Source organism: Bacillus sp. FSL K6-2865, assembly GCF_040311405.1.
GTDB classification, from domain to species: domain Bacteria; phylum Bacillota; class Bacilli; order Bacillales; family Bacillaceae; genus Bacillus; species Bacillus velezensis.
Genome location: NZ_CP152036.1, coordinates 4,101,975 through 4,125,372, shown reverse-complemented (window position 1 = coordinate 4,125,372; position 23,398 = coordinate 4,101,975). Strand labels below are relative to the sequence as shown.

The following is a 23,398-nucleotide window of genomic DNA, read 5'->3' as shown; positions in this document are numbered from 1 at the left end:
ACATTGTTGTTTTTGGTGTTGTATGGTTGTTTACAGTATATCCAGCGCTTCCTTTTTTTATGCTTATGTCGTGATCAGCATGCCGGTTGTTTGAAAAGAGCGGGATAGAAAAAAGAACCCAGAGCGATTGTTCTCTAAGTTCATGAAAGAAATAAGACCATTTGATCTACATCGACATATCGCTGATGATCTAATTTCAGCGCTCTTTTTTCTGTAGAGAAGAGAATAAATCCTAACTGGGCGTAGAGTTTTTTTGCGGGTTCATTTGTTGAGGTAACAGAGAGATGAAGCTGTTCTGTGTCCTTCATCTTTTTTGCTCGGCTGATGGCTTCCGTCATTAAAGCTTTTCCCGCGCCTGACCCTCGGTGTTTGGGGGAAATATACATAGAACCGATAACCGCAATGTGTCTTAGTTTAAACAGCGGATGCTTGGAGATCTTGAGGATTCCTATCAGTCTGTCTTTTTCAAAGACGCCAAGCACGGTGGCATTGTCGGCTTCAAGCCTGGCTTTAAATTTTTCGGACGGCCATTCTTTCTCCTCATCATAGCTGACGGCAAATGCGTCCGGGTAATCTTTTAAAGCTTTGAGCCTGATATCGGAATAAGGCTGGGTATCATTTGCGGTTAAATGCCTGATGTACATGGTTTGAGCTCCTTGCATAAGTGAATTTTTCTGAATAGTCAATCTGTATTAACATACCATATTTGTCCCATTTGTATGAATGATTGCCGCTGTCACTCAATATAGTAGCAATATGCGGAGATGATCAGAAATTTTATGAGGTGATGAGGGTGTGGAGAGCCGGGATGAAGTGGATGCTGCTCATATTAAGCAGCCAGATTGGGGCTGGGTATGCAAGCGGGCAGGAAATATGGCAGTTTTTCGGTGTCGAAAGCGGACTGGCTATTGTATTGTTTACAGTCATGTTTACGATTTCGGCTTATATTGTGTTGAAGATCAGCTATCGGGTTCAATCAACGCACTTTTTACCTGTGCTTGAGCATCTGATGGGGCCGGCTCTTGCTAAAGTCTATGATGTGCTTATTATGTTTTATTTGTTTTCAATGACGATGGTTATGATTGCCGGCGGCGGTGTGACGCTGCAAATGTACAAACTGCCGTTTTGGATCGGTATTTTTCTTCTTTGCATTGTGACCGTCGGTTTATTCTTTTGGGATATAAAAGGAATATTATCTCTGAATAGTATTTTGATACCGATTCTTGTAGCGGGGCTGTTATATGCATTGGTCTTTTTTCAGACAACCCATCATTACACGTGGACGATAGATTTGACCCGCCAGTATAATTGGCCGGCAAGCATTACCTTCACGTCCTTAAACATCCTTTCTGTTGTCGCTGTTCTTTCTTCAATCGGAAAAGATATGAAGGGACTGGGAGAAGCGAAAATCGCAAGCGTTGCAAGTGGGCTGATTTTCGGTATGATTTCATTTGTTTACAATGAAACGCTTGTACAGCTTTCAGGCAGTCTTACACAATATGAGATTCCTCTTTTCGCCGTCCTTGAAGGCGCTCCTTATCCGTTATTTCTTTGTATGGCCGCCGTGCTTTTTTTAGCCATCTATACGACAACCGTGACCGGTCTGTTCGGGCTGTCCAGCCGCATGCTTGCATTTGTGAAATTGCCGAGATGGACGCTCGTATCTCTTCTGTTAGCTGTGATGGTGCCTTTTACGACAATCGGTTTTTCAGATTTGATCGCCATTTTATATCCTATTTACGGGCTTTTAAGTCTTTATTTGCTGGTATGTCTTCTTCTTTACCCTATTTTAGGGAGATGGAAAAAAGTATAATGCTCATTTTGAGTGCGGCCGTTGCTCTTATCCTGTTTTTTTTTGTACAATAAATAAAGCAGTCTATGGAGAGAGGTGAAGGGTCTTGGCGGATAAAGACTTTGGCCTGAATGATATTGTTGAAATGAAGAAACCGCATCCTTGCGGTGAAAACAGGTGGAAAATCATTCGGATGGGAATGGATATTCGGATTAAATGCACGGGTTGTTCCCACAGTGTCATGATTCCGAGAAGAGATTTTGAGAGAAAGCTGAAAAAAGTACTCGTCAAGCATGAGGAGCCTACATCATAAGGGCTGGCGCTCATGCTTTTTCATATAGAGGAGAGGAAGAGGCCCGATGAGCAAAGTGCATCAGTCAGCGTGCCCGCTGAATTGCTGGGACAGCTGCGGCTTTTTGGTGACAGTTGAGGATGGAAAGGTGACGAAAGTAGACGGAGACCCGAATCATCCCATTACAGAAGGGAAAATTTGCGGCCGTGGCAGAATGCTGGAGGCGAAAACGAATGCGCCGGAACGGCTTCGTTTTCCTTTAAAAAAGATAGACGGCGAATTTGTCCGCGTTTCCTGGGAGCAGGCGTTAGATGAAATTGCTGAAAAAATGGCGGTGATTAAGGAGACGTTGGGCACTGCCGCAGTGCTGCACAGTCATGATTACGCCAATAACGGTCTTTTGAAGGCGCTCGACCAGCGTTTTTTCAATGGATACGGCGGTGTGACGGAGATTGCGGGCAGCATTTGCTGGGGTTCCGGCATTGAAGCGCAGCGCTGGGATTTCGGGCGTTCTTACGGGCATGGACCGCTTGATATTTATCACAGCAAGCATGTGATCGTATGGGGCAGAAACGTGTCCCGGACGAATATGCACCTCTATCATCATCTGCAGCAGGTGAAGAAAAAAGGAGCGACACTGACGGTCATTGATCCTATTTTTAACCCGACTGCCAAGCTTGCCGATCGTTATATATCCGTTAAACCCGGCATGGATGGCTGGCTTGCGGCGGGTGTTTTAAAAATATTATGCCAAACCGGCAGAACCGATTCCGATTTCATTCAAAGGCATTCGGTCGGTTTTGAAGAAATAGAAAAGCTTCTGCAGACGATTTCTATTGAGGAGATCATTGAGAAAACAGAAACGTCTTTAGAAGTGATTGAATATCTTGCTGATTTATATGCTGACGGTCCCGCCTCCACTTTTATGGGTCTTGGGATGCAGAGATATAAAAACGGGGGCGGGACGATACGGTGGATTGACGCTTTAGCTGCGGCGAGCGGAAATGTCGGTATCAAAGGAGGCGGCGCAAACTTCGGAAATGTGCAAGTCGGTGAAAGCTTTGCAAAGGCCGAGCTCACCCGTCCTGATCTGAAGAAAAGTTCGAGAACGTTTTCGATGATGACTCAAGCCGAAGAGGCGCTGAATGCAGCCGATCCGCCGATTGAGATGATCATCGTGACGTGCGGCAATCCGCTGACACAGGTGCCGAATACAAAAAAAGTGAAGGAAGCATTTGAAAAAACACCGGTCACAGTGGCCATTGATTCGGTCATGACCGATACGGCGAAGCTCTGTGACTATGTGCTGCCGACAGCCGTTGTTTTCGAAGAGGAAGATATTTATTATTCCAGCATGTATCATCACTATGTTCAATATGGCAAGAAGCTTGCGGAACCGCAGGGAGAGGCAAAATCAGACCGCTGGATCTGGACGGAGCTCGCAAAGCGTCTCGGATTCGGGGAGCTCTTTGATTACAGTACGGAAGATTTCTTGAAAATGGGGCTCTCTTCTTTGGAGAAAGAAGGAATCACCCTTGAGCAATTAAAGGAAAAAGGACATATGCCGCTTCCGGTCAAACAGGTTCCGTGGAGTGATTTTCAATTTTTAACCCCGAGCGGAAAATTTGAATTCGTCTCGTCACTGGCAGAAGAGAAAGGATACAGCGGCCTCCCTCAATTGGAAGTGCCGGAGGAGTCTGTTTATCATGACGCCGGACTGGCCGGGAAATATCCGTATACGCTGCTGTCCATTCACCCGCAGCGCTCCAATCATTCACAGCACGTGCCGTTTATTGAAAAGCTTCAGCAGATTCAGGTGGACCTGTCGCCGGATATCGCCGAGGAGCTTTCACTTCAAGACGGAGATACGGCAGAGGTGTACAATGACCGCGGCAGTCTGCGCGGCAGGGTGAAAATCATGAAGCAGGCTCACCTGAAGACGGTGAATATAGATGAAGGCATGTGGGCGGCATTCGGAGGCTCCGTCAATATGCTCACAAAGGATTCAAATTCCGATAATGGAATGGGAAGTACGCTTTTTGACTGTCTGGTAGCGGTTAAAAAAGGATAATCTAAGGAGAGAGAGGGCGGGAAATGCTTTTTTCTCAGCTTGTCTTTTCCTATGAACCTCCTTATAATTGCTCTAGGTTTACAATACGTTTATACGATGATGGTTTGATATAGAGGAGATGAAAGAATGGCTTTAACTGCTGGAATTGTCGGTTTGCCGAATGTCGGAAAATCGACGTTATTTAATGCAATTACCCAGGCTGGTGCCGAATCAGCCAACTACCCGTTCTGTACAATTGATCCGAACGTGGGAATCGTGGAAGTGCCGGATGAACGTCTGCAAAAGCTGACTGAATTGGTGAACCCGAAAAAAACGGTGCCGACTGCGTTTGAATTCACTGATATCGCGGGGATCGTAAAAGGCGCATCAAAAGGTGAAGGACTCGGAAATAAGTTTCTTTCTCATATCCGTCAGGTTGATGCGATCTGCCACGTTGTACGCGCATTCGCTGATGACAATATTACGCACGTGTCAGGGAAAGTCGATCCGATTGACGATATTGAAACGATCAATCTTGAATTGATTCTTGCCGACATGGAGACAGTCGAAAAACGCATCACGCGTGTAAGCAAGCTTGCTAAGCAAAAAGACAAAGAAGCGGTTTTTGAATTTGACATTCTGTCTAAATTAAAAGAAGCTTTCGAACAAGAAAAGCCTGCCCGTTCCGTTGAATTTACGGAAGAACAGCAAAAGCTTGTGAAGCAGCTTCATTTGCTTACGTCAAAACCCGTGCTTTATGTAGCAAATGTAAGCGAGGATGAAGTGGCTGATCCTTCAGATAATGAATATGTTGCGAAAATCCGGGAGTACGCCGCGGGTGAAAACGCCGAAGTTATCGTCGTCTGTGCGAAAATTGAGTCTGAAATTGCTGAATTGGAAGGCGAAGAAAAGCAAATGTTCCTTGAGGAGCTCGGCATCGAAGAATCAGGTCTTGATCAGCTGATTAAAGCGTCATACTCTCTCCTCGGCCTTGCGACTTACTTTACGGCGGGCGAACAGGAAGTGCGCGCATGGACATTCAGAAAAGGCATGAAAGCTCCTGAGTGTGCGGGTATCATCCACACTGACTTTGAACGCGGCTTTATCCGCGCTGAAACGGTTGCTTATGAAGACCTTTTGGCAGGCGGCGGAATGTCCGGAGCGAAAGAAGCCGGAAAAGTGCGTCTGGAAGGTAAAGAATATGTAGTCCAAGACGGAGATGTCATTCATTTCCGATTTAATGTATAGGACACAGTTGTAAAGGGACAAGAGCTTTGGTATAATATAAACTTGTGAGTAATAGAATTATTGCTCCTTGCCCATTATAGGGCCGCTTAGACCAAAAGGAGGTGCAAACAGATGAAAAAGTACGAAGTTATGTACATTATCCGTCCGAACATTGACGAAGAGTCAAAGAAGGCAGTTATCGAGCGTTTCAACAACGTATTGACTTCTAACGGAGCGGAGATCACTGGAACAAAAGATTGGGGTAAACGTCGTCTTGCTTACGAAATCAACGATTTCCGTGACGGTTTCTACCAAATCTTAAACGTTCAGTCTGAAGCTGCAGCGGTTGCTGAATTCGACCGTTTAGCTAAGATCAGTGACGATATCATTCGCCACATCGTTGTTAAAGAAGAAGAATAAGCAATTTGAAATATATAATGTTAAAAGGTGGTCTTTCATATGCTTAACCGAGTTGTATTAGTCGGAAGACTGACAAAAGACCCAGAGCTTCGTTATACGCCAAGCGGTGCGGCTGTCGCCACGTTTACTCTTGCTGTGAATCGTACATTCACGAACCAGTCCGGAGAACGTGAAGCCGATTTCATTAATTGTGTCACTTGGAGAAGACAAGCCGAAAACGTTGCAAACTTTCTTAAAAAAGGAAGCCTTGCCGGCGTAGACGGCCGACTCCAGACAAGAAATTATGAAAACCAGCAGGGACAGCGTGTCTTCGTGACAGAAGTCCAAGCTGAAAGTGTTCAATTTCTTGAGCCTAAAAACAGCGGCGGTTCTGGATCAGGCGGATACAACGAAGGAAACAGCGGCGGAGGCCAATACTTTGGCGGAGGCCAAAATGATAATCCGTTCGGCGGAAATCAGAACAACCAGAGACGAAATCAAGGGAACAGCTTTAATGATGATCCATTTGCCAACGACGGCAAGCCGATTGACATCTCGGATGATGATCTTCCGTTCTAATAGATTATCGCTATATTCATAACGAGAAAGGTGGGAAATGACAATGGCAGGAGGACGCAGAGGCGGTCGTGCGAAACGCCGTAAGGTTTGTTACTTCACTTCTAACGGCATTACGCACATCGATTACAAAGATGTAGATCTTCTTAGAAAGTTTGTTTCTGAGCGTGGTAAAATCTTACCTCGCCGTGTAACTGGAACAAACGCGAAATACCAACGTAAATTGACTATCGCGATCAAACGCGCACGTCAAATGGCTTTACTTCCATACGTAACTGGCGAGTAAACCGAAAGAAAAGAGCAAGAGCCTGCGGGCTCCTGCTCTTTTTTTATATCAGTCCCTCTCCATCCTGCCGAAATGTTTCACATGAAACATGGAAGTGCTCCTGACACCTATCTTTGTTATCTTGCTCCTCTATTCAAAAACGCGTACTTATCCAATGAATTTGTTTATACTGAAAAACAGGGGGTGGCTGAGATGGAGACAGACAGAAATATCCTGACTGATGAAAAGTGGAGCGCAATCATACACAATGATGCTTCTTATGACGGGGCATTTTATTATGCAGTAAAAACGACAGGGATTTTCTGCCGGCCTTCTTGTAAATCGAGAGTTCCGAATAAAGAAAACGTGCTGGTGTTTGATACGGCTGATGCAGCGCTCGAGAAACAATTTCGTCCCTGTAAAAGGTGCCGGCCGAACGGTCTTCGTCTTCCTGATGAAGAATGGATTGCTCAAATCATTGAATACATTGAACGCCATTATCACGAATCCCTGACTCTGAGTGTACTGGCCGAAATGTGTCACGGCAGCCCCTATCATTTACAGCGGACATTTAAAAAAATCAGGGGAATATCCCCGATTGCGTATATACAGAAAATAAGATTGTCGAAGGCGGAACACCTTTTAAAGCATACTGATATGACAGTCATGGAGATCGCTCTGACTGTCGGAATTCCAAACACAGCGCATTTCGCGACCCTTTTTAAAAAGGGAACCGGGAGTTCGCCCACAGAATACAGAAAAACCGCCAAAATGGGATAGGGAGGTTCAATATGAGTAAAGAGCCTATGGTCTATTGGACACTTTTCACACGGAATGATTGGAGCCTGTATACAGCCGCCACATCTAAGGGGCTTTGCTTTATAGGTTCAAATTATGGAAGCTTTGAAGAGCTTGAGCAGTGGGCAAAAAAAGCAATACCGCAATACCGATTGGCACGTGATGATGAAAAGCTGGCGCCTTACACGGCAGAGCTGTCCGAGTACATTGAAAATGGCAGATCAGCTTTTTCAGTGTCGGTGGATCTTTACGGGACAGAATTTCAGCTTGCTGTATGGAAAGTGCTTATGGACATACCGTACGGCGAGATATACTCCTATTCGGATATAGCAAAAATGATTCAGAAACCGGCAGCCGTAAGAGCCGTGGGCGCCGCGATTGGAAAAAATCCGGTACTGATTACGGTTCCGTGCCATCGCGTCATCGGAAAAAACGGGAAACTGACCGGATTCAGAGGCGGTTTAGAAATGAAAAAGCAGCTGCTGGCATTAGAGGGCGGAAACATTGAAACACTGGAATACCGGCTGAGCCGGACAGGAGGGATCACATGAAACTGATGTCTTGGAATGTAAACGGCTTGCGTGCCGTGATGAAAAAGATAGATATCAATACTTACGTTCAAGAAACGGAAGCCGATATTCTATGTCTGCAAGAAACAAAAGTACAGGACGGACAAGTATCATTACAACCTGAAGGATATCACGCCTATTGGAACTATGCGGTGAAAAAAGGCTACTCAGGCACGGCTGTTTTTTCGAAAGAAAAGCCGCTGCACGTGTTCTATGGACTGGGGATTGACGAACATGATCAAGAAGGACGGGTGATCACGCTTAAATTTGAGCATGTGTTTGTCGTCAACTGTTATACGCCGAATGCCAAACGCGGATTAGAGCGAATTGATTACCGTCTTCAATGGGAAGCCGATTTTAAGGATTATCTGCAGAAGCTTGACCGGAAGAAGCCTGTGATCTTATGCGGCGATCTGAATGTCGCACACAGGGAGATAGACTTAAAAAATCCGAAAGCCAACCGGAAGAACGCCGGTTTCTCGGAGCAGGAGCGGGAAGCGTTCAGCGCCCTGCTGAGCGCCGGATTTACCGACTCATTCCGCTATTTATATCCTGATCGGGAAGGCGCCTATTCCTGGTGGTCTTACAGGACGAACGCACGTGAGAAAAACATCGGCTGGCGGCTTGATTACGTCATTGTTTCAGACAGACTGAAGCAGCGGATCAGCCAAGCGGCCATTTGTGCCGATATCATGGGTTCTGACCATTGTCCTGTTGAAATGACAGTGGATTTATGATGAGATAGCAGTAAGAGAAATCCACTCTTGCTGCTTTTTTATCACCGAAAATGGAGGAGCACATGGCAAATATAAAAGAGATTGCGAAACTGGCGAATGTGTCGGTGGCCACCGTATCACGCGTATTAAACCGACATCCGTATGTATCTGAGGAGAAAAGGCGTCTTGTGAATCAAGTGATGAAGGAGCTGGATTATACCCCTAATCGAACCGCCATTGATCTGATTCGCGGAAAGACCAATACAATCGGTGTGATTTTGCCGTACAGCGACCATCCCTGCTTTGACAAAATTGTAAACGGTATCACGAAGGAAGCGTTTGCCCATGATTACGTGACAACCCTTCTCCCCACCAACTATGACCCCGCTATAGAGATGACATATTTCGAACTGCTGAAAATGAAAAAGATTGACGGACTGATTGTCACGTCCCGCGCGAATGAATGGGAGACCGCCGTGCCTTACCTGGAATACGGTCCCATTGTCGCTTGTGAATATACACAGCATCAAGAGATTCCCTGCGCTTATAATGACAGGCAGGCAGCATACAGAGAAAGCTTTTTGTATTTGAAAAACCGCGGGCATCAAGACGTTGCTTTTACATGTGTGCGGGAAGCGGAAAAAAGCCCGAGTACGGCCGACAAGGTAACCGCATATAAGGCGGTTTTCGGCTCTCTTGATGAAACCCGCATTCTGGTCGGATGCCATGATATGGACGATGGAAAGCGTGCGGGTGAGCACTTCTGGGGTTTCGACAAGGCGCCGACGGCCATCTATGCGCACAGTGATGACGTGGCTGCCGGCTTGTACCAGTTTGCGAAAGAACAGAAATGGGACGCGGAGATCATCGGCGAGGGAAATCTGAGCGTCAGCCGGGCATTGAATATTCCATCCCTGGAACTTCATTTGGAACGGGTCGGAAAGGAAGCATTTTTATTGTTTTTTCACGAAGAAACGGCTAAAAAACAAATTATGCATCAATTTCAGCGGAAAAAGTCTTGAGCTGAAATGGGTTTCATGCTTTATAAATAGATTGAGAAAAAAAGGGAGGCGGACATATGCGAATTGAACATGCAGCGATATGGGTGAAAGATTTAGAACGGATGAAAGAGTTTTATGAGACATACTTCGGCGCCAAGGCCAATGACCTTTATCATAATGAGAAAAAAGATTTCAAATCGTATTTTCTGACATTTGACTCCGGATGCAGGCTGGAACTTATGAAAAAAGGCGGCATTGATGAAGCTCCGGCACAGAATATGACCGGATGGGCGCATCTCGCATTTTCTACAGGCAGCAAGGAGCGGGTGAATGAATTGACGGAGACGTTTAAAAATGATGGATTTCAGGTTGTAAGCGGCCCGCGCGTGACGGGTGACGGATATTATGAGAGCGTGATAGAGGATGGGGAAGGCAATTTGATAGAAATCACAGTGTAACAGTGCGGAGTGGTTCCGCACTGTTTTATTGATTAAATTTGCTGTGCATTTGTTTTCGGACCGAAGAGGATTAACAAAACGGAACATAGAAGCCAGCAGCCGCCGATGAACAAAAAGACGCTGATGTAGCCGAGCTTAACGGCAATAAATCCGACGAGCAGGGAGCCGAATATATTGGAAAAACGGCCGAGCCCGTACGCCAGCCCGCTCCCGGCCGAGCGATATTCCGTAGGATACGGCTCCGATGTGTAGGCGTATAAGTTTGAGGTGAAGATCCGTTCCGTGACGTTGACGACAAACCCAAACACAATAATCATGACGGGAATAAACGTCATGCCATATAACAGTCCGGCAATGGCGGTCAGAAAAGCGCTTGCGGCCAGAATCCATTTCCTTTGGAACGTCTCGGATATCATGGAACCGAGCAATGCGCCAAGCGGTGCGCCGACAGAGTGAAGCACATTGTACCACAGCGTTTTTTCCATGGTGATGCCGTTGCTTTTCAGCAGGCTGGGCACCCATGAAGCAAAGCCGTAAAAGCCAAAGGTTTCAAGAATCCATACCGCTGACAGGATGATGGTGATCTTTAAATTCCTGCCCTGAAACAGCCCTAAGTAGCCTGCGTGCTTCACTGTATGTACTTCTGCCGCCTCTTTTGGCGCGGGAAGCGGGCCTTTTTCTTTCTCTGCACGTGCTTCAAGACGGTTCATAATGGCGTTTGCCTGATCATATGCGCCCCGATTTTCGTGCCAGCGCGGCGATTCCTCAAGCCGGCGGATAAAAAAGAAATAAATGAGACCGGCCGCCCCCCATACGAATACGAGCCGCCACCCCCATGAGCCTAAAGGAATGACAAAAGCGGAAACAACGTTTGTGACGGGAACGCCGATCAGTCCGATCATGGCGCAAAGGGAGATGTATTTTCCTCGTACGGAGGATGGAAAAAATTCCGCCAAATAGCTGTTCGTCACAATCATGGCGGCCGCGACGCCGAGCCCGGTCAAGAAGCGGAAAATCATTAAGGACGGAATGTCCCATGCCAGCGCATTCAGAAAAGATGAGATCGAAAAGACAAGGACAAAACAATTCAGCGCTTTTTTCCTGCCGATCCGATCGGACAGCCTTCCGCCGATGGACGCGCCTAAAAACATGCCCAGGAAGGATGCGGCCGTGATGTCGGCAATGGTGGACAGCTTCACGCCCCAATGCTCAATCAGCGCCGGAGCCACGTTGCTGAGTGTAAACAGATCAGCGAGATCAAAAAAATAGATGATTCCGAGAGCGGTTAATACTTGATAATGCACACGCGAAATGGGGAGACGGTCTAATCGATTCGCTACATTTGAGAATGTCTGATGTTTCATAAAAAACCCCCTGACTTAGCAATTGTAATCAGAAAATACTGTAAATTTATCTGACGAATACATTATAAAGGTCTTTTTTTGGCAAAAACAGAGTGTAAATAACCAGAGCCAAAGGAAACGGCATAGCGCTTTCTTCTTAAAATATATAACATTTCCTATATCTGTTTCTGTTTATATTGTAAAATGTTGAAGGAAAGGAAGTTGATGCATAAATATGAATACGTTTGTACGCCCAGCAGAGGGAAGAAATAGTGTATCGAGATATCTTCTTTCTCTGTTGGTCATTGTGGGTTTGTTCTTTTTCGGAAGCATACTGACCGTGTTTTATATGTTTCTCACGTCCGCTTTCAATCCTTCACTGACGATAAATTGGGATGAGGGGGCATTAAGTGACCCGCTGGCGGATATTTATTTACAGCATATCGTCTATTTCATAGCGATTCCGGGCATTTGGATAGCGGTTCGTTTCATTATGAAACGGCGGTTTTTATCCATCATCACACCGAATCAGTCGCTGAACTGGAAGAGGATTTTCTTTGGATTCGGCACATATGTTGTGCTGATGTTTGTCGCGGGGCTGATTGATTTTACAATTCATCCGGATCGTTTCATGCTTCAGGAATTCCATGCTTCACGTTTTCTGCTGCTGTTAGCGGCGGCCGTCTTGTTGGTGCCGATTCAAACCTCTGCGGAGGAATTTCTCTTTCGCGGTTTTCTGCTTCAGTTCGCCGGAAAATTGACGGCAAACGCGGTGGTTCTGACAGTCATTATCGGCGGATTATTCGGCGCACTTCATTTCGGGAATCCGGAGATGGAAAATGGAGCTCTCTGGGCGGGAATCGGATATGTCACCATTGGCATGATCTGGACCTTTATCACGATTAAAACGGGCAGTCTGGAGATGTCTCTTGGCGGTCACGCTGCCAATAATATGTTTTTATTTATCTTTCTCACAGAGGATCATTCGGTGTACGGCGGCATTCCGTCGATATTTACAACAGCAGCCGGCGGTTATGAAATATATGATTGCATATCGACTCTGGTGATCAATATCATCTTCGCATGGCTCGCATTCCGTTTTGTGAAAAAAGAAAAGCAGCAGGCCGCCTAGGCTCTGCTGCTGATTTGTAAGGTGTTCATCGCTTCATCAATATCCGTCGTCGGCCTCCGGCAGGCGAAATTCTCGCAAATGTAGACCGTTGTCTTCCCGTCGATCATTTGATAACCCGCGGCAAAGTCAGAAATGCCGGCAAGCTCTTCCGGATGTTCTGCGGCGAGAATCGTATAGGCGGGAGTGAAATGCTCCTGAAGCGCCTCAATGAAACGTTTTCTGTCCGGGTCATCTGTCCTTCCGAAAACAACGATTTCTTTTTGGGGCATTGTATGTGCCAGTACGCTTTGCATGAAGAAAGTGTTGCTGCTCGGATAGGCCTCTATTTCCCGTTTGAACACAGAAAACATCGCTTCGGCTTTTTCAATCAGTGATATATCACCCGTCAGGCGGCCGAGACGAAGCAGCTGTACGGCAGTCGCGCTGTTTCCGGAAGGCACGGCTCCGTCATAAACCTCTTTTTCCCTGACAAGAAGGGTCTCAGCATCATTCCCCGTAAAGAAGAAACCTCCGTGCCGTTCATCCCAGAACAGCTCCAGCATGCTTGTACATAACGTTTTCGCTTTCTGCAGATAAGACGGATTAAAACCCGCTTCATACAGTTCAAGGTAAGCCCAGATGAGAAAAGCGTAATCATCGATAAACCCTTTGTTTTTCACTTCGCCCTCGCGATAGCGGACCATGACGCGCCCGTCCGGCATGAGGTGCCGTTCGAGAAAGCGGATCGCTGTTTCCGCCATGCTGAGAAAGTCAGGCTCGTGAAATACCTTTGCGGCTTTTGCCAGCCCGGCAATCATGAGCGCGTTCCATGAGGTCAGCACTTTGTCATCTGTATGCGGATAGCTTCTTTTTTCACGGGCCTCCAGCAATTTTGTTCTTGCCTCTTCAAGGCGTTCGGCCAGCTCATGTCCTGTGAGGCCGGTCTCTTCGAGGATGGCCTCACGCCGCGTAAAAATGAGGTGCGGGATGTTTTCGCCTTCAAAATTGCCTTGATCTGTGATGTTATACACCTTGCAGTAAAGCGGGCCGAGTTCATCACCGAGAAGGTTCATAATTTCTTTTTTGGACCATATGTAATATTTCCCCTCACGGCCTTCGGTATCAGCGTCTAAAGCTGAGAAAAAGCTGCCGTCTTCATGCATCATTTCCCGCTGAATAAACGTTACGATCTGCATCGCAATCTGTTTGTAGCGCTCATTACCCGTGACTTGATAGGCTTCCGTATAGGCGGTCAGGAGAAGGGCGTTGTCATACAGCATTTTCTCAAAATGCGGCACGAGCCATTCATTATCAGTCGAGTAGCGGGCAAAGCCGAACCCGATGTGGTCAAAAATTCCGCCGTTCGCCATGCCGTCAAGTGTCTTGGTTACGCCGGCCAAAGCCTGTTCCTTGCCCGTATAGCTGTAGTAGCGAAGCAGAAACATGAGCATATGCGGCATCGGAAATTTCGGAGCCTGGCCGAACCCTCCGTACACCGTATCAAACCCGCCGGCCAGCTGGCGATACGTGTCATGAACCGCCTGTTCGCCAAGCATGCCCTCAGCCGGGTGAACCTTGACTTCAAGATGAGCGGCGGCGTTTTCGGCGATATCCTCGACATGCTGCCGGTCATTCGCAAACGTTTCGGACAGATGTTCAAGCACATCGATAAAGCCCGGGCGGTTAAATTTGCTCGTCTTCGGAAAATATGTCCCCGCATAAAACGGCTTCTGATCTGGTGTGACGAACACGTTCAGCGGCCACCCGCCCTGCCCCGTCATCAGCTGGCAGATTCTCATATACACGGAATCCACATCAGGCCGCTCCTCGCGGTCAACCTTGATGGCTATGAATTTATCGTTTAACATACCGGCGATCTCTTCGTCCTCAAAGGATTCGTGGGCCATTACGTGGCACCAGTGACACGTCGAATAGCCGATGCTGATAAGAACCGGCTTGTTTTCGCGTTTTGCTTTTTCGAAGGCTTCTTTTCCCCAAGGATGCCAGTTTACGGGGTTGTGGGCGTGTTGGAGCAGATAGGGGGACTTCTCCGTGATTAAACTGTTGGGTTTGCTATTGTTTGGCATGGGCTCACCTTCTTTCTATTAATATTTGTATGTTTAACATACCACAATCCTCTAAAAAAATTCATACACTCAACTTTGTGAACCAAACCCAATTCATTAAAAAAGGAGAACTGCTTATGACTCTATTTTCAGGGTTAAACTTCATCCACCTTATTGCTTTTTAGATAAGAAATAAGGATTTAAAACCTTTATCATTTTATTTACTGTTAGATAGGTGAAACACACCCCGGCGACTGTAACCATCCCGCCTGTCAGTGCAATAAACGCAGGTACCTCACCTAACCACACCCAAGAAATGGCCAAGGCTACGGCTGGTGTTAAATAAAGTGAAATGGCTGCTTCTGAAGCACCGACGAGTGAAGTTACATACGCAAGTGCAAAGTAAGGCACAACCGTTGGTAATAAACCTAAGTAAACGATTGACAATGTTGAGTTCATTGAAGCGTTCAAAAACTCTTCCCCTAAGCCAGGCAGAAATACAAGCATAGGTATTGTCCCGCCCCAAATAGTGAATGTAACAAATGGAATAAATCCATATTTTTTTATATAGCGAGCTTGAAAAACGAAATAAATACTCTCCGAAAAAGCTGCCAGCAGGATTAACAAAATGCCGTTCACTGAATTTGTATAGTTTCCTGCCCCAAATGAAATGATCGACACACCCAATAGACTTATGATAGAGCCAATCCATTTATAAAGCCCAAAATGTTCACCAAAAAACAGACGAGATAACATTGCAGAAAAAATAGGTGTCATGGTCACGAGTAAGCTTGCTGTCCCTGCGCTGACTGTTTTTTCTCCGATATTCAGCAAAATGTGATATAGTGCAAAACCTAAAAATCCTAACGATAAAATAGCAGGGATATCCTTCATGTCAGGCAAACGCATATGAGTCAAAACAGCAAAAACCAACAGTGCCATTGACCCAATCAACAAGCGAAACAAAGCGAGGTGTTCCGGCGTGTAACTCTCCAAACCCGCTCGAATTCCCGGGAAAGCTGATGCCCACAACCCAATCATCAGACTGTAAGATATACCGATTCGAACTGTTTTCTTTCTCATCTTTCTCACTCCTCTTTACAAAAACCAACCAGTTATTTAATGTGTTTCTATATTAATAAAGATTTGATGATATGACTTCAACCAGTTAAATAGATTTTGACCCAACCACTTTAGTTTTTAAGGAGGATCCTTTTTATGAGCGCTCCAGAAGAAAAAAAGATGAAAAAGCTTCCTAAGTACATACAAATCATTCAATTTATAAAAGAGAAAATAGGAAATGGAGAATGGCCGATTGGAAGTAAGATTCCAAGCCAGCGCACGCTTGCTAAACACTTTGAGGTGAACAGGAGCACAGTCATTACAGCTTTAGAGGAATTGACGGCGGATGGATTAATCGAAGGCAGAATGGGCAAAGGGACAGTTGTTACGAACAATACATGGACACTTTTGGCTAAGAATTCCGCCCCCGATTGGGATCAGTATGTAACCTCCGGAATCCAGCAGCCAAGCCAAAAAATCGTTCAAGAGATCAATAAATCAGAATCGAATTCTGATCTTATACAGCTCAGTAAAGGAGAACTTTCACATGAGATTTTTCCTTTAGCTGTTATGAAAGAGATCATGGGAAAGGTATCTCAAAACATAGAGGCATTCGGGTATGAGGAACCAAAAGGCTATTTGCCTTTGAGAGAGGCATTAAGCGGCTATTTAAGAACAATCGGGATTCAAGCTTCTCCTTCTTCCATTCTTATTGTTTCGGGCGCACTGCAAGCCTTGCAGCTGATATCAATGGGGCTGTTACAAAGGGGATCGACCGTATTTCTCGATCAGCCTTCCTATCTTTATTCATTACACGTATTTCAATCAGCCGGTATGAAGCTGACTGGAGTTCCTATGGATAACGATGGGCTTTTGCCGGAACATATCCACATGGCAAGGGGGGAGCGGGGGAGGGCTATATTATATACAAATCCTTGTTTTCATAATCCGACAGGTATTTTAATGACAAAAAAGAGACGGGAAGAAATCCTTGCGGCAAGTGAGAATGCACAGCTTCCCATTATTGAAGATGACATTTATCGTGAGTTATGGATAGATGAGATTCCTCCAGATCCTATTAAAACAATAGATAAAAATGGGCATGTGCTTTACATAGGCAGTTTATCGAAAACGTTAAGTCCGGGTTTGAGAATTGGATGGATCGTCGGTCCGGAACCAGTGATTGAACGTTTATCCGACATAAAAATGCAAACAGATTACGGCTCCAGTTCGTTATCTCAGAGAGTAGCGGCAGAGTGGTTTACATCCGGTGAATACCAGCAGCATCTAGAACAGGTGAGAAGTCAATTAAAGGTGAGAAGGCAATTGGTCATGAGTCTCTTAGAAACCAATTTGAAGAATGTCGCTGCATGGAATATGCCGAAGGGAGGATTCTTTGTCTGGGTAAAAATATTGCCTCCACTGTCTATGAAATTACTTTATACAAAAGCTTTGACAAAAGGGATACTTCTCAATCTCGGCAGTATCTATGCTCAAGAAAAAGGGAATTATATTCGCTTATCATATGCTTATGCATCTCTTGAAGATCTTCAAAAGGGAATTTATGAATTGGGTTTGATGATTAAGGAATTGGCAAGCAGATAAATATATAAGAGACATGCTATCAATGACAAGAATCGGCTTGTTTTCGCGTTTCGCTTTTTCAAATGCTTCTTTCCCCCCTCATGAAAACCAGTAAAAAAGCCGCCAACAGGGCGGCTTTTCTTAAGTTAATATACCAAATATATATCAAACTTCAATCTGTATAGCTATGTCTTTCCTAAAAAACCATCGGCTTGGTTCTTGAAGAGTAAATCATTTAATCCAAAGCGCTATGACTCCTGCGGATGAAATTCAGATCATTGGGCCGTATAACCGCCATCCATTACGACTGCCTGCCCTGTAACGCCTTTCGCTTTGTCACTGGCGAGGAATACTGCGTAATCAGCGATTTCTTGCACGGCTAACAAACGTTTTTGAGGAACCAAGGGGTAAATGACTTCTTCAAACACCTTTTCTTTAGAAATGCCTCTAGTCTCTGCAATATCGTTTAACTGGTTTTGCACCAATGGAGTGTCGATATATCCCGGACACAAGGCGTTGACGGTAATTCCGTATTCCGCTCCTTCCAATGCTGATACTTTAGTTAAACCGATCAGACCGTGTTTGGCGCTGCAATAAGCCGCTTTCCCTGCAAAACCAATTAAACCATTTATGGAAGCCATATTGATGATGCGGCCAAATTTTTGTTTTTTCATCAAAGGGAATACTCTTTTTGTCGCACTAAAAGGAGCAGTAAGCATTAATTTCAGCATAAATTCAAACTTATCAGTCGGGAAGTTTTCTATATCCGACACATGCTGAATCCCCGCATTGTTTACCAGAATATCCAATCGTCCAAAGGTTTCAAGTGTCTTAGAGACACTTTTTTCTACTTGTTCTTCGTTTGTTACATCACAAACCGCAGAGAGGACTTCGTATCCTTGTTCCGTAAGTTCCTCAGCTGCATGTTGCACGGCTTTTTCGTTCAAATCGGAAATCACAACTTTTGCGCCTTCTTTAGCGAATTCACGTGCAATTTCTAAACCAATTCCGCTAGCCGCGCCTGTAACAAGAGCAACTTTACTTTCCAATAATTTACTCATAGTAACCCCTCCAGAATTCATTTTGGTCTCCTAAAAGTTTACACCCAGCAGTTGTATAAGTAAAATGAATAAAAAGAATATAATGTATTCGTTAAACTTATGGAATGGAGATCATACGATGGATATACGCCAAATCACATACTTTCTTGAAGTTGCTAAATCCAACAGTTTTACTAAGGCATCAGAAAATTTGCATTTGTCACAGCCTGCCTTAAGTAAGATGGTGAAAAGTTTGGAAGAGGAATTAAAGGTTGAGCTCATTGATCGTTCAGCTAGACAAATCGCTTTGACAGATGCAGGCGAAATTGTATTTGAGCAAGGCCAAATGATTATGAAGTCAATAGATGACTTGTCGACGAACTTATACGATCTTTTACATTTAAAAAAAGGAAAAGTGAAAATTGGAATACCGCCGCTTATCGGTGTCTTGTTTTTTCCTAAAATCATTAAAGGATTTAAACAATTGTATCCTGATGTGAACATCAAGCTGATAGAACATGGGGGAAACAAGGTGAAACAGGAGGTTGAAGATGGGGTACTGGATCTTGGCGTGGTTATTGAACCAGTGGACGAAGAGCAGTTTGATATCATTCCATTGCTTAATGAAGAACTGATGCTCTTCGTTCATTCCGCTCACCCGCTTGTTCATAAAGAGATTGTGGAAATGCAAGACTTGAAAAATGAACCTTTCATCCTGTTTAGTGAAGACTTCTCTCTTCACGATCGGATTATTCAAGAGTGTATTAGAGCCGGTTTTCGTCCAAATATCGTTTATGAAAGTTCTCAATGGGATTTTATCAGCGAAATGATTGGAGAAGAACTAGGTATTTCCATTTTCCCTCAGTCTATAGTGAAAAAGACTGATCAAAGTTTAGTTAAGGCAATTTCCATTGTTAATCCATCAATTCCTTGGAAAGTGGCGATTATTTTAAAAAAAGGCAAATATGTTTCACACGCAGTACGCGAATTTATCCGGTATATTTCATTTTTTTGTAAGAGTAATTACGCAGATCAAGATAACTCATGAAAAAAATGAATGGTTTTTATAGTTTTTATGTATTTTACGGTTAGAGAGGGCTGCGATATATTATCTTATGTCAGAAAATAAGTACCTTTCAGGAGGAAATTCAAATGGATCAAAGCCGTTACCAACAAGGTTTAGACAAATTAATGGAGTACACTTTAACAAGCGATGATAAAATCTCTACGCATTTAAAGATTTCTGAAGACTTGAAAGATATCGCCCCAGATGTAAGTAAGTATATGATAGAATTTGCTTATGGAGATATATATTCACGACCGGGATTAACCAATCAACAACGTGCGCTTGTTACCATTTCATCCCTTGTAACGCAAGGAACCGAGCCGCAGCTTGAACTTCATATCAATACAGGGCTTACTTCCGGATTAACACCGACTGAGATTGTAGAGAGTATCACCCAATTGGTTCCTTATACAGGATTCCCGCGTGTACTTAATGCTCTTTCAGTGGCTAAGAAGGTGTTTGCACAACGACATGTAGAAAACCATTGAGAAATAAAGAGCTTGTATGGATGCGGGATGAATTAGTATAAACTCATCAATAGAATATACACAAAACGACAGCCTATAAGGCTGTTTTTTAATAGTCTCGCTTATCATAAAAAATGTCGTGCCAGGCCTATATATGGTCTCTTTTTTGTTTTCGGTTGATCATATGTAAAAGCGATCATTTTAATCGCTTTTTGATACTTCAAAACATGCTAAGCTTTGACCTCTTTATCAGTAAGCACTTTTAAAGCATTTCTCACCTTTAAGGCGAAGTTGACAGGTTTATCAATCGCTTCGAAATGAATATACATCAGTCTCGGTTTATCAAACAGCCAGTGATTGTGAAGTGACGTTACAATCAGATCATGTTTCCGAAGAACGCTGATAAATGGATTGATTTCTTTTTGCAGAATGACAGTTTCTCCGCTGCAGAGAGCACGGCCGTCTTTTGTCATTGATTCAAATGAAAACATTTGCGGAATGAGCAAGAATGATCTTCCGGGCCGTCCCAGTACTACTGGTTTTATATTCGTTCGTGATCTCATTACTGTACAAATACCATTTTCAAACGTATGCATGGTTCCGCCTAGAATATCGTTGAATTCGTCACAAAGACCATGCCGTTCAATCATTTCCCCGTCAGTTTTTGGTACCGCACGCACAGTTTTAGTAGTTAAAACCCTCAGGGCCTCTCTCACTTTTCTTGCAAAATTGAGAGGTTTATCAATTGATTCAAAATGCATAAACATCAGACGCGGTTTATCAAACAGCCAATGGTTATGAACGGCAGTTACGATGATACCGAATTTGCGCAGCTCACTCATTAACGGGTTCACTTCTTCTTGCAGTAAAACAGTCTCACCTAAACATAAAGCTCTGCCTTCCCGATCCATGCTTTCAAATGAAAAGGCCTGAGGAATAAAAGGAAATGCCTCGGCTCTTCTTCCGAGTACCACCGGATGAATGTTGCTTCGAGTTCTTGTCGCCGTACATACGCCGTTTACGACACTGGGCGTTGAATTGAGAATTCTAGCAAATTCTTTGCAGAGCCGTGATGGCTCCATACTCGTTTCTTCCACTTCATATCTCCTCCTGGAATCTATTTATAACGTACGTAGTATTAAAGATATGTGAAGATAGAAAAAATGTAACGCGTCAGCAGTCCACATTAGAGAGAATCAGCCTTTTATGTAATCTCTTTAACTGTTAATTTTTAATAGATTAAAAGCTTAAATTAGTAATTTTATTCCAGCTTTGATTTTTTTGTGGCGGTCATTTGTGCAAGCACCGGCTGAGCACACATACCTTTGAGTTGTGAGTTTCAGAATATGAAAAAAAGCCTTTATACAAGGCTTTCGGTAAATAATTCATACAGCCGTTTGGCTGCTCATTCAGTGACAGCTCACAGCTCTTTTGTCATCAAGACATGCGGGATGCCGTCTTCCATAAATTCCGGTGAATCTGTCTGATAGCCCAGTTTGTGATAAAAGCCTTCCGCATGTGTTTGTCCATGCAGTTTACATTGGGTGATGCCTTTTTCTTTTACCATGTTTTCTAATTCGCTTATGATTACTTTGCCCAACCCGTATTTACGGTAAGGCTTCAGGATGCAGATTCGTTCGAGCTTGCCTGTATGGTTTACAATGCGGACGCGTCCTGTGCCGGCAGGCTGATTTTCATGATAAACCAAGACATGCCCGCACTGATCCTCAAGCGTATCGAACTGATCAAATTCATCGGATTCAGGTACTTGCTGTTCCTCAATGAATACTGCTTTTCTAATCTCAAACGCTGCTTGCAAATCAATTTCCGTTGTTATTCTTTTTATCATCATAATCAACCAATCCTTTTCACATGTTAGTCTGGACTGCACGGCTTGCTTGTGGTCTTATAGAAGTAACGATAAAATAATTATATTGCAAATGCAACAAAAAATGAAGGGTTTGAAAAGATATGACTGATATTTTGCGGGAAATCGGCATGATCGCACGGGCACTGGATTCCATCAGCAATATTGAATTTAAGGAATTAGACTTAACAAAAGGGCAGTATCTCTATCTTGTGCGGATATGTGAAAACCCGGGAGTGATACAGGAAAAAGTGGCGGAAATGATTAAAGTTGACCGAACAACAGCGGCGAGAGCAATCAAAAAATTGGAAATACAAGGGTTTATTGAAAAGCGTCCTGATGATCAAAATAAAAAAATAAAAAAACTGTTTCCGACTGAAAAAGGGAGAAAGGTTTATCCGTTATTGCAAAGAGAAGGAGAGCATTCTGCGGAGGTAGCCCTGTCCGGCTTTACATCTGAGGAAAAAGAAACCATTTTCAGCCTTCTTCAGCGGGTGAGAAAAAATATAGAACATGATTGGGAATTTGTGAAGAAGGGGAATAAAAGAGATTATTAATGGTCATTAATTCCTTTTGGTGAATGATTGCGTTGTGAATGATTAAAGTCATAAATGGATACGTTATCTGTGACATCTCCTTCCTCGGTTCCTGCTTCAACATAGCCGATAGGCTTATTTTTAACGAAAAGTATCAATTATGGTATATTTAAATAAGAAAAAATAATTGAAGCGGGGAATGATATGAGTACAATCGAAAAACAAAGACGTAAGAAAATCAGAGCGAAATCAATCGTACGGGCCATCATGGTCATCATCGGCGGAATTATTGCCGCGTATGGACTGGAAACCGTATTGATTCCGAATAGTGTATCTGACGGCGGTGTAACCGGACTCAGCATTGTCTGTTCACAGCTGTTTCATTTGCCTCTTGGGATCTTAATTGCGGTGATCAATATACCGTTTGTCTGGTTGGGATATAAGCAAATCGGGAAAGGTTTTGCGTTTCTATCCATTATCGGCATTATCTCACTTGCCGCAGGCACGAGTTTTTTCCATCACACTCCTGCTATCATCGAGGGAGACACCCTGTTAATCACCGTTGTCGGCGGGATTATTATCGGCTTTGGAATGGGATTGGCATTGCGCAACGGCGGCGCATTAGACGGAATTGATATGCTGGCTGTGCTTCTGTCACGGAAATTGCCGTTTGGCACGAGCGACCTCATTTTATTTTTAAACATGTTTGTGTTTATTTTTGTTTCTTTTGTATTCGGGCTGCAAGGCGCATTGCTTTCCGTCATTGCTTACTACATTGCGTCTAAGGTCATTCATGTGGTTGAGGAAGGTTTAAGCGGTTCTAAAACATTTCAGATTATCACCAATGAGCCTGCATTAATGGTAGAGACCATTCGTGAGGAATTAGGCCGGAGTGCCACTTATAAAGAAGCATACGGCGGTTTTTCCCATGAAAAATTCAAAGAAATCACATGTGTCATCAACCGTTTAGAAGAAACCAAACTGAAAGAAATTATTAATGACATTGATAAACAAGCCTTTGTGACGGTATATGATGTCGCAGAAGTAAAAGGCAGTAATTTCAGAAAAGTCCATAATCATTAAGAAGCGAGCTGCCGTTAATCGGCAGCTTTT

Annotated in this window: 25 protein-coding genes; 18 read left to right on the top strand and 7 right to left on the bottom strand. The window is 44.1% G+C overall.

Features of this window, described 5'->3' with window-relative positions:
• Positions 1–140: 140 nt before the first annotated feature.
• Positions 141–644 carry a GNAT family N-acetyltransferase gene (locus NYE42_RS20355; protein ID WP_039253102.1) on the bottom strand — a complete coding sequence of 168 codons (504 nt, stop codon included), beginning with the start codon at positions 642–644 and terminating at the stop codon, positions 141–143.
• A 143-nt stretch (positions 645–787) separates the two neighbouring features.
• On the opposite strand from NYE42_RS20355, the gene NYE42_RS20350 reads away from it, so the two are divergent.
• The 12 genes from NYE42_RS20350 (at position 788) to NYE42_RS20295 (ending at position 10,143) form a co-directional block, all read left to right on the top strand.
• Positions 788–1,813: a hypothetical protein gene (locus tag NYE42_RS20350; RefSeq protein WP_088005468.1), complete on the top strand. Its 1,026-nt coding sequence runs from the start codon at positions 788–790 to the stop codon at positions 1,811–1,813.
• Between the two features lie 85 nt (positions 1,814–1,898).
• The gene (locus NYE42_RS20345) at positions 1,899–2,105 is read left to right on the top strand and encodes a DUF951 domain-containing protein (protein WP_004392973.1); all 207 of its coding nucleotides are present in this window, start codon (positions 1,899–1,901) and stop codon (positions 2,103–2,105) included.
• Positions 2,106–2,151: 46 nt separating this feature from the next.
• Positions 2,152–4,155, top strand: a complete 2,004-nt coding sequence (locus tag NYE42_RS20340) for a molybdopterin-dependent oxidoreductase (RefSeq protein ID WP_033574261.1) — start codon at positions 2,152–2,154, stop codon at positions 4,153–4,155.
• A gap of 126 nt (positions 4,156–4,281) precedes the next feature.
• The gene (ychF, locus tag NYE42_RS20335) at positions 4,282–5,382 is read left to right on the top strand and encodes a redox-regulated ATPase YchF (protein ID WP_004392975.1); all 1,101 of its coding nucleotides are present in this window, start codon (positions 4,282–4,284) and stop codon (positions 5,380–5,382) included.
• 111 nt (positions 5,383–5,493) lie between these two features.
• The gene (gene rpsF / locus NYE42_RS20330) at positions 5,494–5,781 is read left to right on the top strand and encodes a 30S ribosomal protein S6 (protein WP_004392977.1); all 288 of its coding nucleotides are present in this window, start codon (positions 5,494–5,496) and stop codon (positions 5,779–5,781) included.
• 39 nt (positions 5,782–5,820) lie between these two features.
• Positions 5,821–6,339, top strand: a complete 519-nt coding sequence (gene ssbA / locus NYE42_RS20325; RefSeq protein WP_004392979.1) for a single-stranded DNA-binding protein SsbA — start codon at positions 5,821–5,823, stop codon at positions 6,337–6,339.
• A gap of 43 nt (positions 6,340–6,382) precedes the next feature.
• Positions 6,383–6,622, top strand: a complete 240-nt coding sequence (gene rpsR, locus NYE42_RS20320; protein ID WP_004392983.1) for a 30S ribosomal protein S18 — start codon at positions 6,383–6,385, stop codon at positions 6,620–6,622.
• Positions 6,623–6,814: 192 nt separating this feature from the next.
• Positions 6,815–7,381 carry a bifunctional transcriptional activator/DNA repair enzyme AdaA gene (locus NYE42_RS20315; protein ID WP_342497176.1) on the top strand — a complete coding sequence of 189 codons (567 nt, stop codon included), beginning with the start codon at positions 6,815–6,817 and terminating at the stop codon, positions 7,379–7,381.
• Between the two features lie 11 nt (positions 7,382–7,392).
• Positions 7,393–7,950 (top strand): methylated-DNA--[protein]-cysteine S-methyltransferase, encoded by a 558-nt coding sequence (locus tag NYE42_RS20310; RefSeq protein WP_342497175.1) that lies wholly within the window; start codon positions 7,393–7,395, stop codon positions 7,948–7,950.
• Positions 7,947–8,705, top strand: a complete 759-nt coding sequence (gene xth / locus NYE42_RS20305) for an exodeoxyribonuclease III (RefSeq protein WP_039253116.1) — start codon at positions 7,947–7,949, stop codon at positions 8,703–8,705. Before NYE42_RS20310 ends, xth begins: the two co-directional genes overlap by 4 nt.
• 62 nt (positions 8,706–8,767) lie before the next feature.
• Positions 8,768–9,706: a LacI family DNA-binding transcriptional regulator gene (locus NYE42_RS20300; RefSeq protein ID WP_012118935.1), complete on the top strand. Its 939-nt coding sequence runs from the start codon at positions 8,768–8,770 to the stop codon at positions 9,704–9,706.
• Positions 9,707–9,762: 56 nt separating this feature from the next.
• Positions 9,763–10,143, top strand: coding sequence for a VOC family protein (locus NYE42_RS20295; protein WP_039253120.1), 381 nt, complete (start codon positions 9,763–9,765; stop codon positions 10,141–10,143).
• Between the two features lie 32 nt (positions 10,144–10,175).
• On the opposite strand, the gene NYE42_RS20290 is transcribed toward NYE42_RS20295, so the two are convergent.
• Complete coding sequence (locus NYE42_RS20290; protein ID WP_007615061.1) at positions 10,176–11,507, bottom strand: MFS transporter; 1,332 nt, start codon at positions 11,505–11,507, stop codon at positions 10,176–10,178.
• A gap of 214 nt (positions 11,508–11,721) precedes the next feature.
• Here NYE42_RS20290 and NYE42_RS20285 point away from each other — a divergent pair, with 214 nt between their 5' ends.
• Positions 11,722–12,618, top strand: a complete 897-nt coding sequence (locus NYE42_RS20285) for a CPBP family intramembrane glutamic endopeptidase (RefSeq protein ID WP_064115180.1) — start codon at positions 11,722–11,724, stop codon at positions 12,616–12,618.
• Here NYE42_RS20285 and NYE42_RS20280 read toward each other — a convergent pair.
• On the bottom strand, positions 12,615–14,684 hold the full coding sequence (locus NYE42_RS20280) for a thioredoxin domain-containing protein (protein WP_352426684.1): 2,070 nt from the start codon (positions 14,682–14,684) through the stop codon (positions 12,615–12,617). The genes NYE42_RS20285 and NYE42_RS20280 overlap by 4 nt on opposite strands.
• 150 nt (positions 14,685–14,834) lie before the next feature.
• Entirely contained in the window at positions 14,835–15,746 is a 912-nt protein-coding gene (locus NYE42_RS20275) for an EamA family transporter (protein WP_352426683.1), read from the bottom strand.
• A 135-nt stretch (positions 15,747–15,881) separates the two neighbouring features.
• Between NYE42_RS20275 and NYE42_RS20270 the strand changes: the two genes are divergently transcribed.
• Positions 15,882–17,330, top strand: coding sequence for a PLP-dependent aminotransferase family protein (locus NYE42_RS20270; protein ID WP_352426682.1), 1,449 nt, complete (start codon positions 15,882–15,884; stop codon positions 17,328–17,330).
• A gap of 254 nt (positions 17,331–17,584) precedes the next feature.
• On the opposite strand, the gene NYE42_RS20265 is transcribed toward NYE42_RS20270, so the two are convergent.
• On the bottom strand, positions 17,585–18,370 hold the full coding sequence (locus tag NYE42_RS20265) for a 3-hydroxybutyrate dehydrogenase (protein WP_007409884.1): 786 nt from the start codon (positions 18,368–18,370) through the stop codon (positions 17,585–17,587).
• A 118-nt stretch (positions 18,371–18,488) separates the two neighbouring features.
• Here NYE42_RS20265 and NYE42_RS20260 point away from each other — a divergent pair, with 118 nt between their 5' ends.
• A complete protein-coding gene (locus tag NYE42_RS20260; RefSeq protein WP_015418635.1) occupies positions 18,489–19,397 on the top strand; it encodes a LysR family transcriptional regulator in 909 nt (302 codons plus the stop codon).
• 104 nt (positions 19,398–19,501) lie between these two features.
• Entirely contained in the window at positions 19,502–19,903 is a 402-nt protein-coding gene (locus NYE42_RS20255; RefSeq protein WP_007409882.1) for a carboxymuconolactone decarboxylase family protein, read from the top strand.
• A 209-nt stretch (positions 19,904–20,112) separates the two neighbouring features.
• Here NYE42_RS20255 and NYE42_RS20250 read toward each other — a convergent pair whose 3' ends face one another.
• Positions 20,113–20,979, bottom strand: coding sequence for a DUF1259 domain-containing protein (locus tag NYE42_RS20250; protein ID WP_352426681.1), 867 nt, complete (start codon positions 20,977–20,979; stop codon positions 20,113–20,115).
• A gap of 323 nt (positions 20,980–21,302) precedes the next feature.
• Positions 21,303–21,734, bottom strand: a complete 432-nt coding sequence (locus NYE42_RS20245; RefSeq protein ID WP_342497171.1) for a GNAT family N-acetyltransferase — start codon at positions 21,732–21,734, stop codon at positions 21,303–21,305.
• A 119-nt stretch (positions 21,735–21,853) separates the two neighbouring features.
• Here NYE42_RS20245 and NYE42_RS20240 point away from each other — a divergent pair, with 119 nt between their 5' ends.
• Both NYE42_RS20240 and NYE42_RS20235 read left to right on the top strand, forming a co-directional pair.
• Positions 21,854–22,306, top strand: a complete 453-nt coding sequence (locus NYE42_RS20240; protein WP_007409879.1) for a MarR family transcriptional regulator — start codon at positions 21,854–21,856, stop codon at positions 22,304–22,306.
• Between the two features lie 183 nt (positions 22,307–22,489).
• Positions 22,490–23,368 carry a YitT family protein gene (locus NYE42_RS20235; protein ID WP_040238671.1) on the top strand — a complete coding sequence of 293 codons (879 nt, stop codon included), beginning with the start codon at positions 22,490–22,492 and terminating at the stop codon, positions 23,366–23,368.
• The last annotated feature ends 30 nt before the right edge of the window (positions 23,369–23,398 follow it).

What these genes read in the sequence shown, in the direction of transcription:
- NYE42_RS20290 (WP_007615061.1), bottom strand. Translation starts at nt 11,507, where the DNA reads ATGAAACATCAGACATTCTCAAATGTAGCGAATCGATTAGACCGTCTC.
- NYE42_RS20265 (WP_007409884.1), bottom strand. Translation starts at nt 18,370, where the DNA reads ATGAGTAAATTATTGGAAAGTAAAGTTGCTCTTGTTACAGGCGCGGCT.
- rpsR (WP_004392983.1), top strand. Translation starts at nt 6,383, where the DNA reads ATGGCAGGAGGACGCAGAGGCGGTCGTGCGAAACGCCGTAAGGTTTGT.
- NYE42_RS20245 (WP_342497171.1), bottom strand. Translation starts at nt 21,734, where the DNA reads ATGATGATAAAAAGAATAACAACGGAAATTGATTTGCAAGCAGCGTTT.
- NYE42_RS20340 (WP_033574261.1), top strand. Translation starts at nt 2,152, where the DNA reads ATGAGCAAAGTGCATCAGTCAGCGTGCCCGCTGAATTGCTGGGACAGC.
- NYE42_RS20280 (WP_352426684.1), bottom strand. Translation starts at nt 14,684, where the DNA reads ATGCCAAACAATAGCAAACCCAACAGTTTAATCACGGAGAAGTCCCCC.
- NYE42_RS20300 (WP_012118935.1), top strand. Translation starts at nt 8,768, where the DNA reads ATGGCAAATATAAAAGAGATTGCGAAACTGGCGAATGTGTCGGTGGCC.
- NYE42_RS20310 (WP_342497175.1), top strand. Translation starts at nt 7,393, where the DNA reads ATGAGTAAAGAGCCTATGGTCTATTGGACACTTTTCACACGGAATGAT.
- NYE42_RS20275 (WP_352426683.1), bottom strand. Translation starts at nt 15,746, where the DNA reads ATGAGAAAGAAAACAGTTCGAATCGGTATATCTTACAGTCTGATGATT.
- NYE42_RS20355 (WP_039253102.1), bottom strand. Translation starts at nt 644, where the DNA reads ATGTACATCAGGCATTTAACCGCAAATGATACCCAGCCTTATTCCGAT.
- NYE42_RS20315 (WP_342497176.1), top strand. Translation starts at nt 6,815, where the DNA reads ATGGAGACAGACAGAAATATCCTGACTGATGAAAAGTGGAGCGCAATC.
- NYE42_RS20235 (WP_040238671.1), top strand. Translation starts at nt 22,490, where the DNA reads ATGAGTACAATCGAAAAACAAAGACGTAAGAAAATCAGAGCGAAATCA.
- ssbA (WP_004392979.1), top strand. Translation starts at nt 5,821, where the DNA reads ATGCTTAACCGAGTTGTATTAGTCGGAAGACTGACAAAAGACCCAGAG.
- xth (WP_039253116.1), top strand. Translation starts at nt 7,947, where the DNA reads ATGAAACTGATGTCTTGGAATGTAAACGGCTTGCGTGCCGTGATGAAA.
- NYE42_RS20240 (WP_007409879.1), top strand. Translation starts at nt 21,854, where the DNA reads ATGACTGATATTTTGCGGGAAATCGGCATGATCGCACGGGCACTGGAT.
- NYE42_RS20295 (WP_039253120.1), top strand. Translation starts at nt 9,763, where the DNA reads ATGCGAATTGAACATGCAGCGATATGGGTGAAAGATTTAGAACGGATG.
- NYE42_RS20270 (WP_352426682.1), top strand. Translation starts at nt 15,882, where the DNA reads ATGAGCGCTCCAGAAGAAAAAAAGATGAAAAAGCTTCCTAAGTACATA.
- ychF (WP_004392975.1), top strand. Translation starts at nt 4,282, where the DNA reads ATGGCTTTAACTGCTGGAATTGTCGGTTTGCCGAATGTCGGAAAATCG.
- NYE42_RS20285 (WP_064115180.1), top strand. Translation starts at nt 11,722, where the DNA reads ATGAATACGTTTGTACGCCCAGCAGAGGGAAGAAATAGTGTATCGAGA.
- NYE42_RS20255 (WP_007409882.1), top strand. Translation starts at nt 19,502, where the DNA reads ATGGATCAAAGCCGTTACCAACAAGGTTTAGACAAATTAATGGAGTAC.
- NYE42_RS20260 (WP_015418635.1), top strand. Translation starts at nt 18,489, where the DNA reads ATGGATATACGCCAAATCACATACTTTCTTGAAGTTGCTAAATCCAAC.
- rpsF (WP_004392977.1), top strand. Translation starts at nt 5,494, where the DNA reads ATGAAAAAGTACGAAGTTATGTACATTATCCGTCCGAACATTGACGAA.
- NYE42_RS20350 (WP_088005468.1), top strand. Translation starts at nt 788, where the DNA reads ATGAGGGTGTGGAGAGCCGGGATGAAGTGGATGCTGCTCATATTAAGC.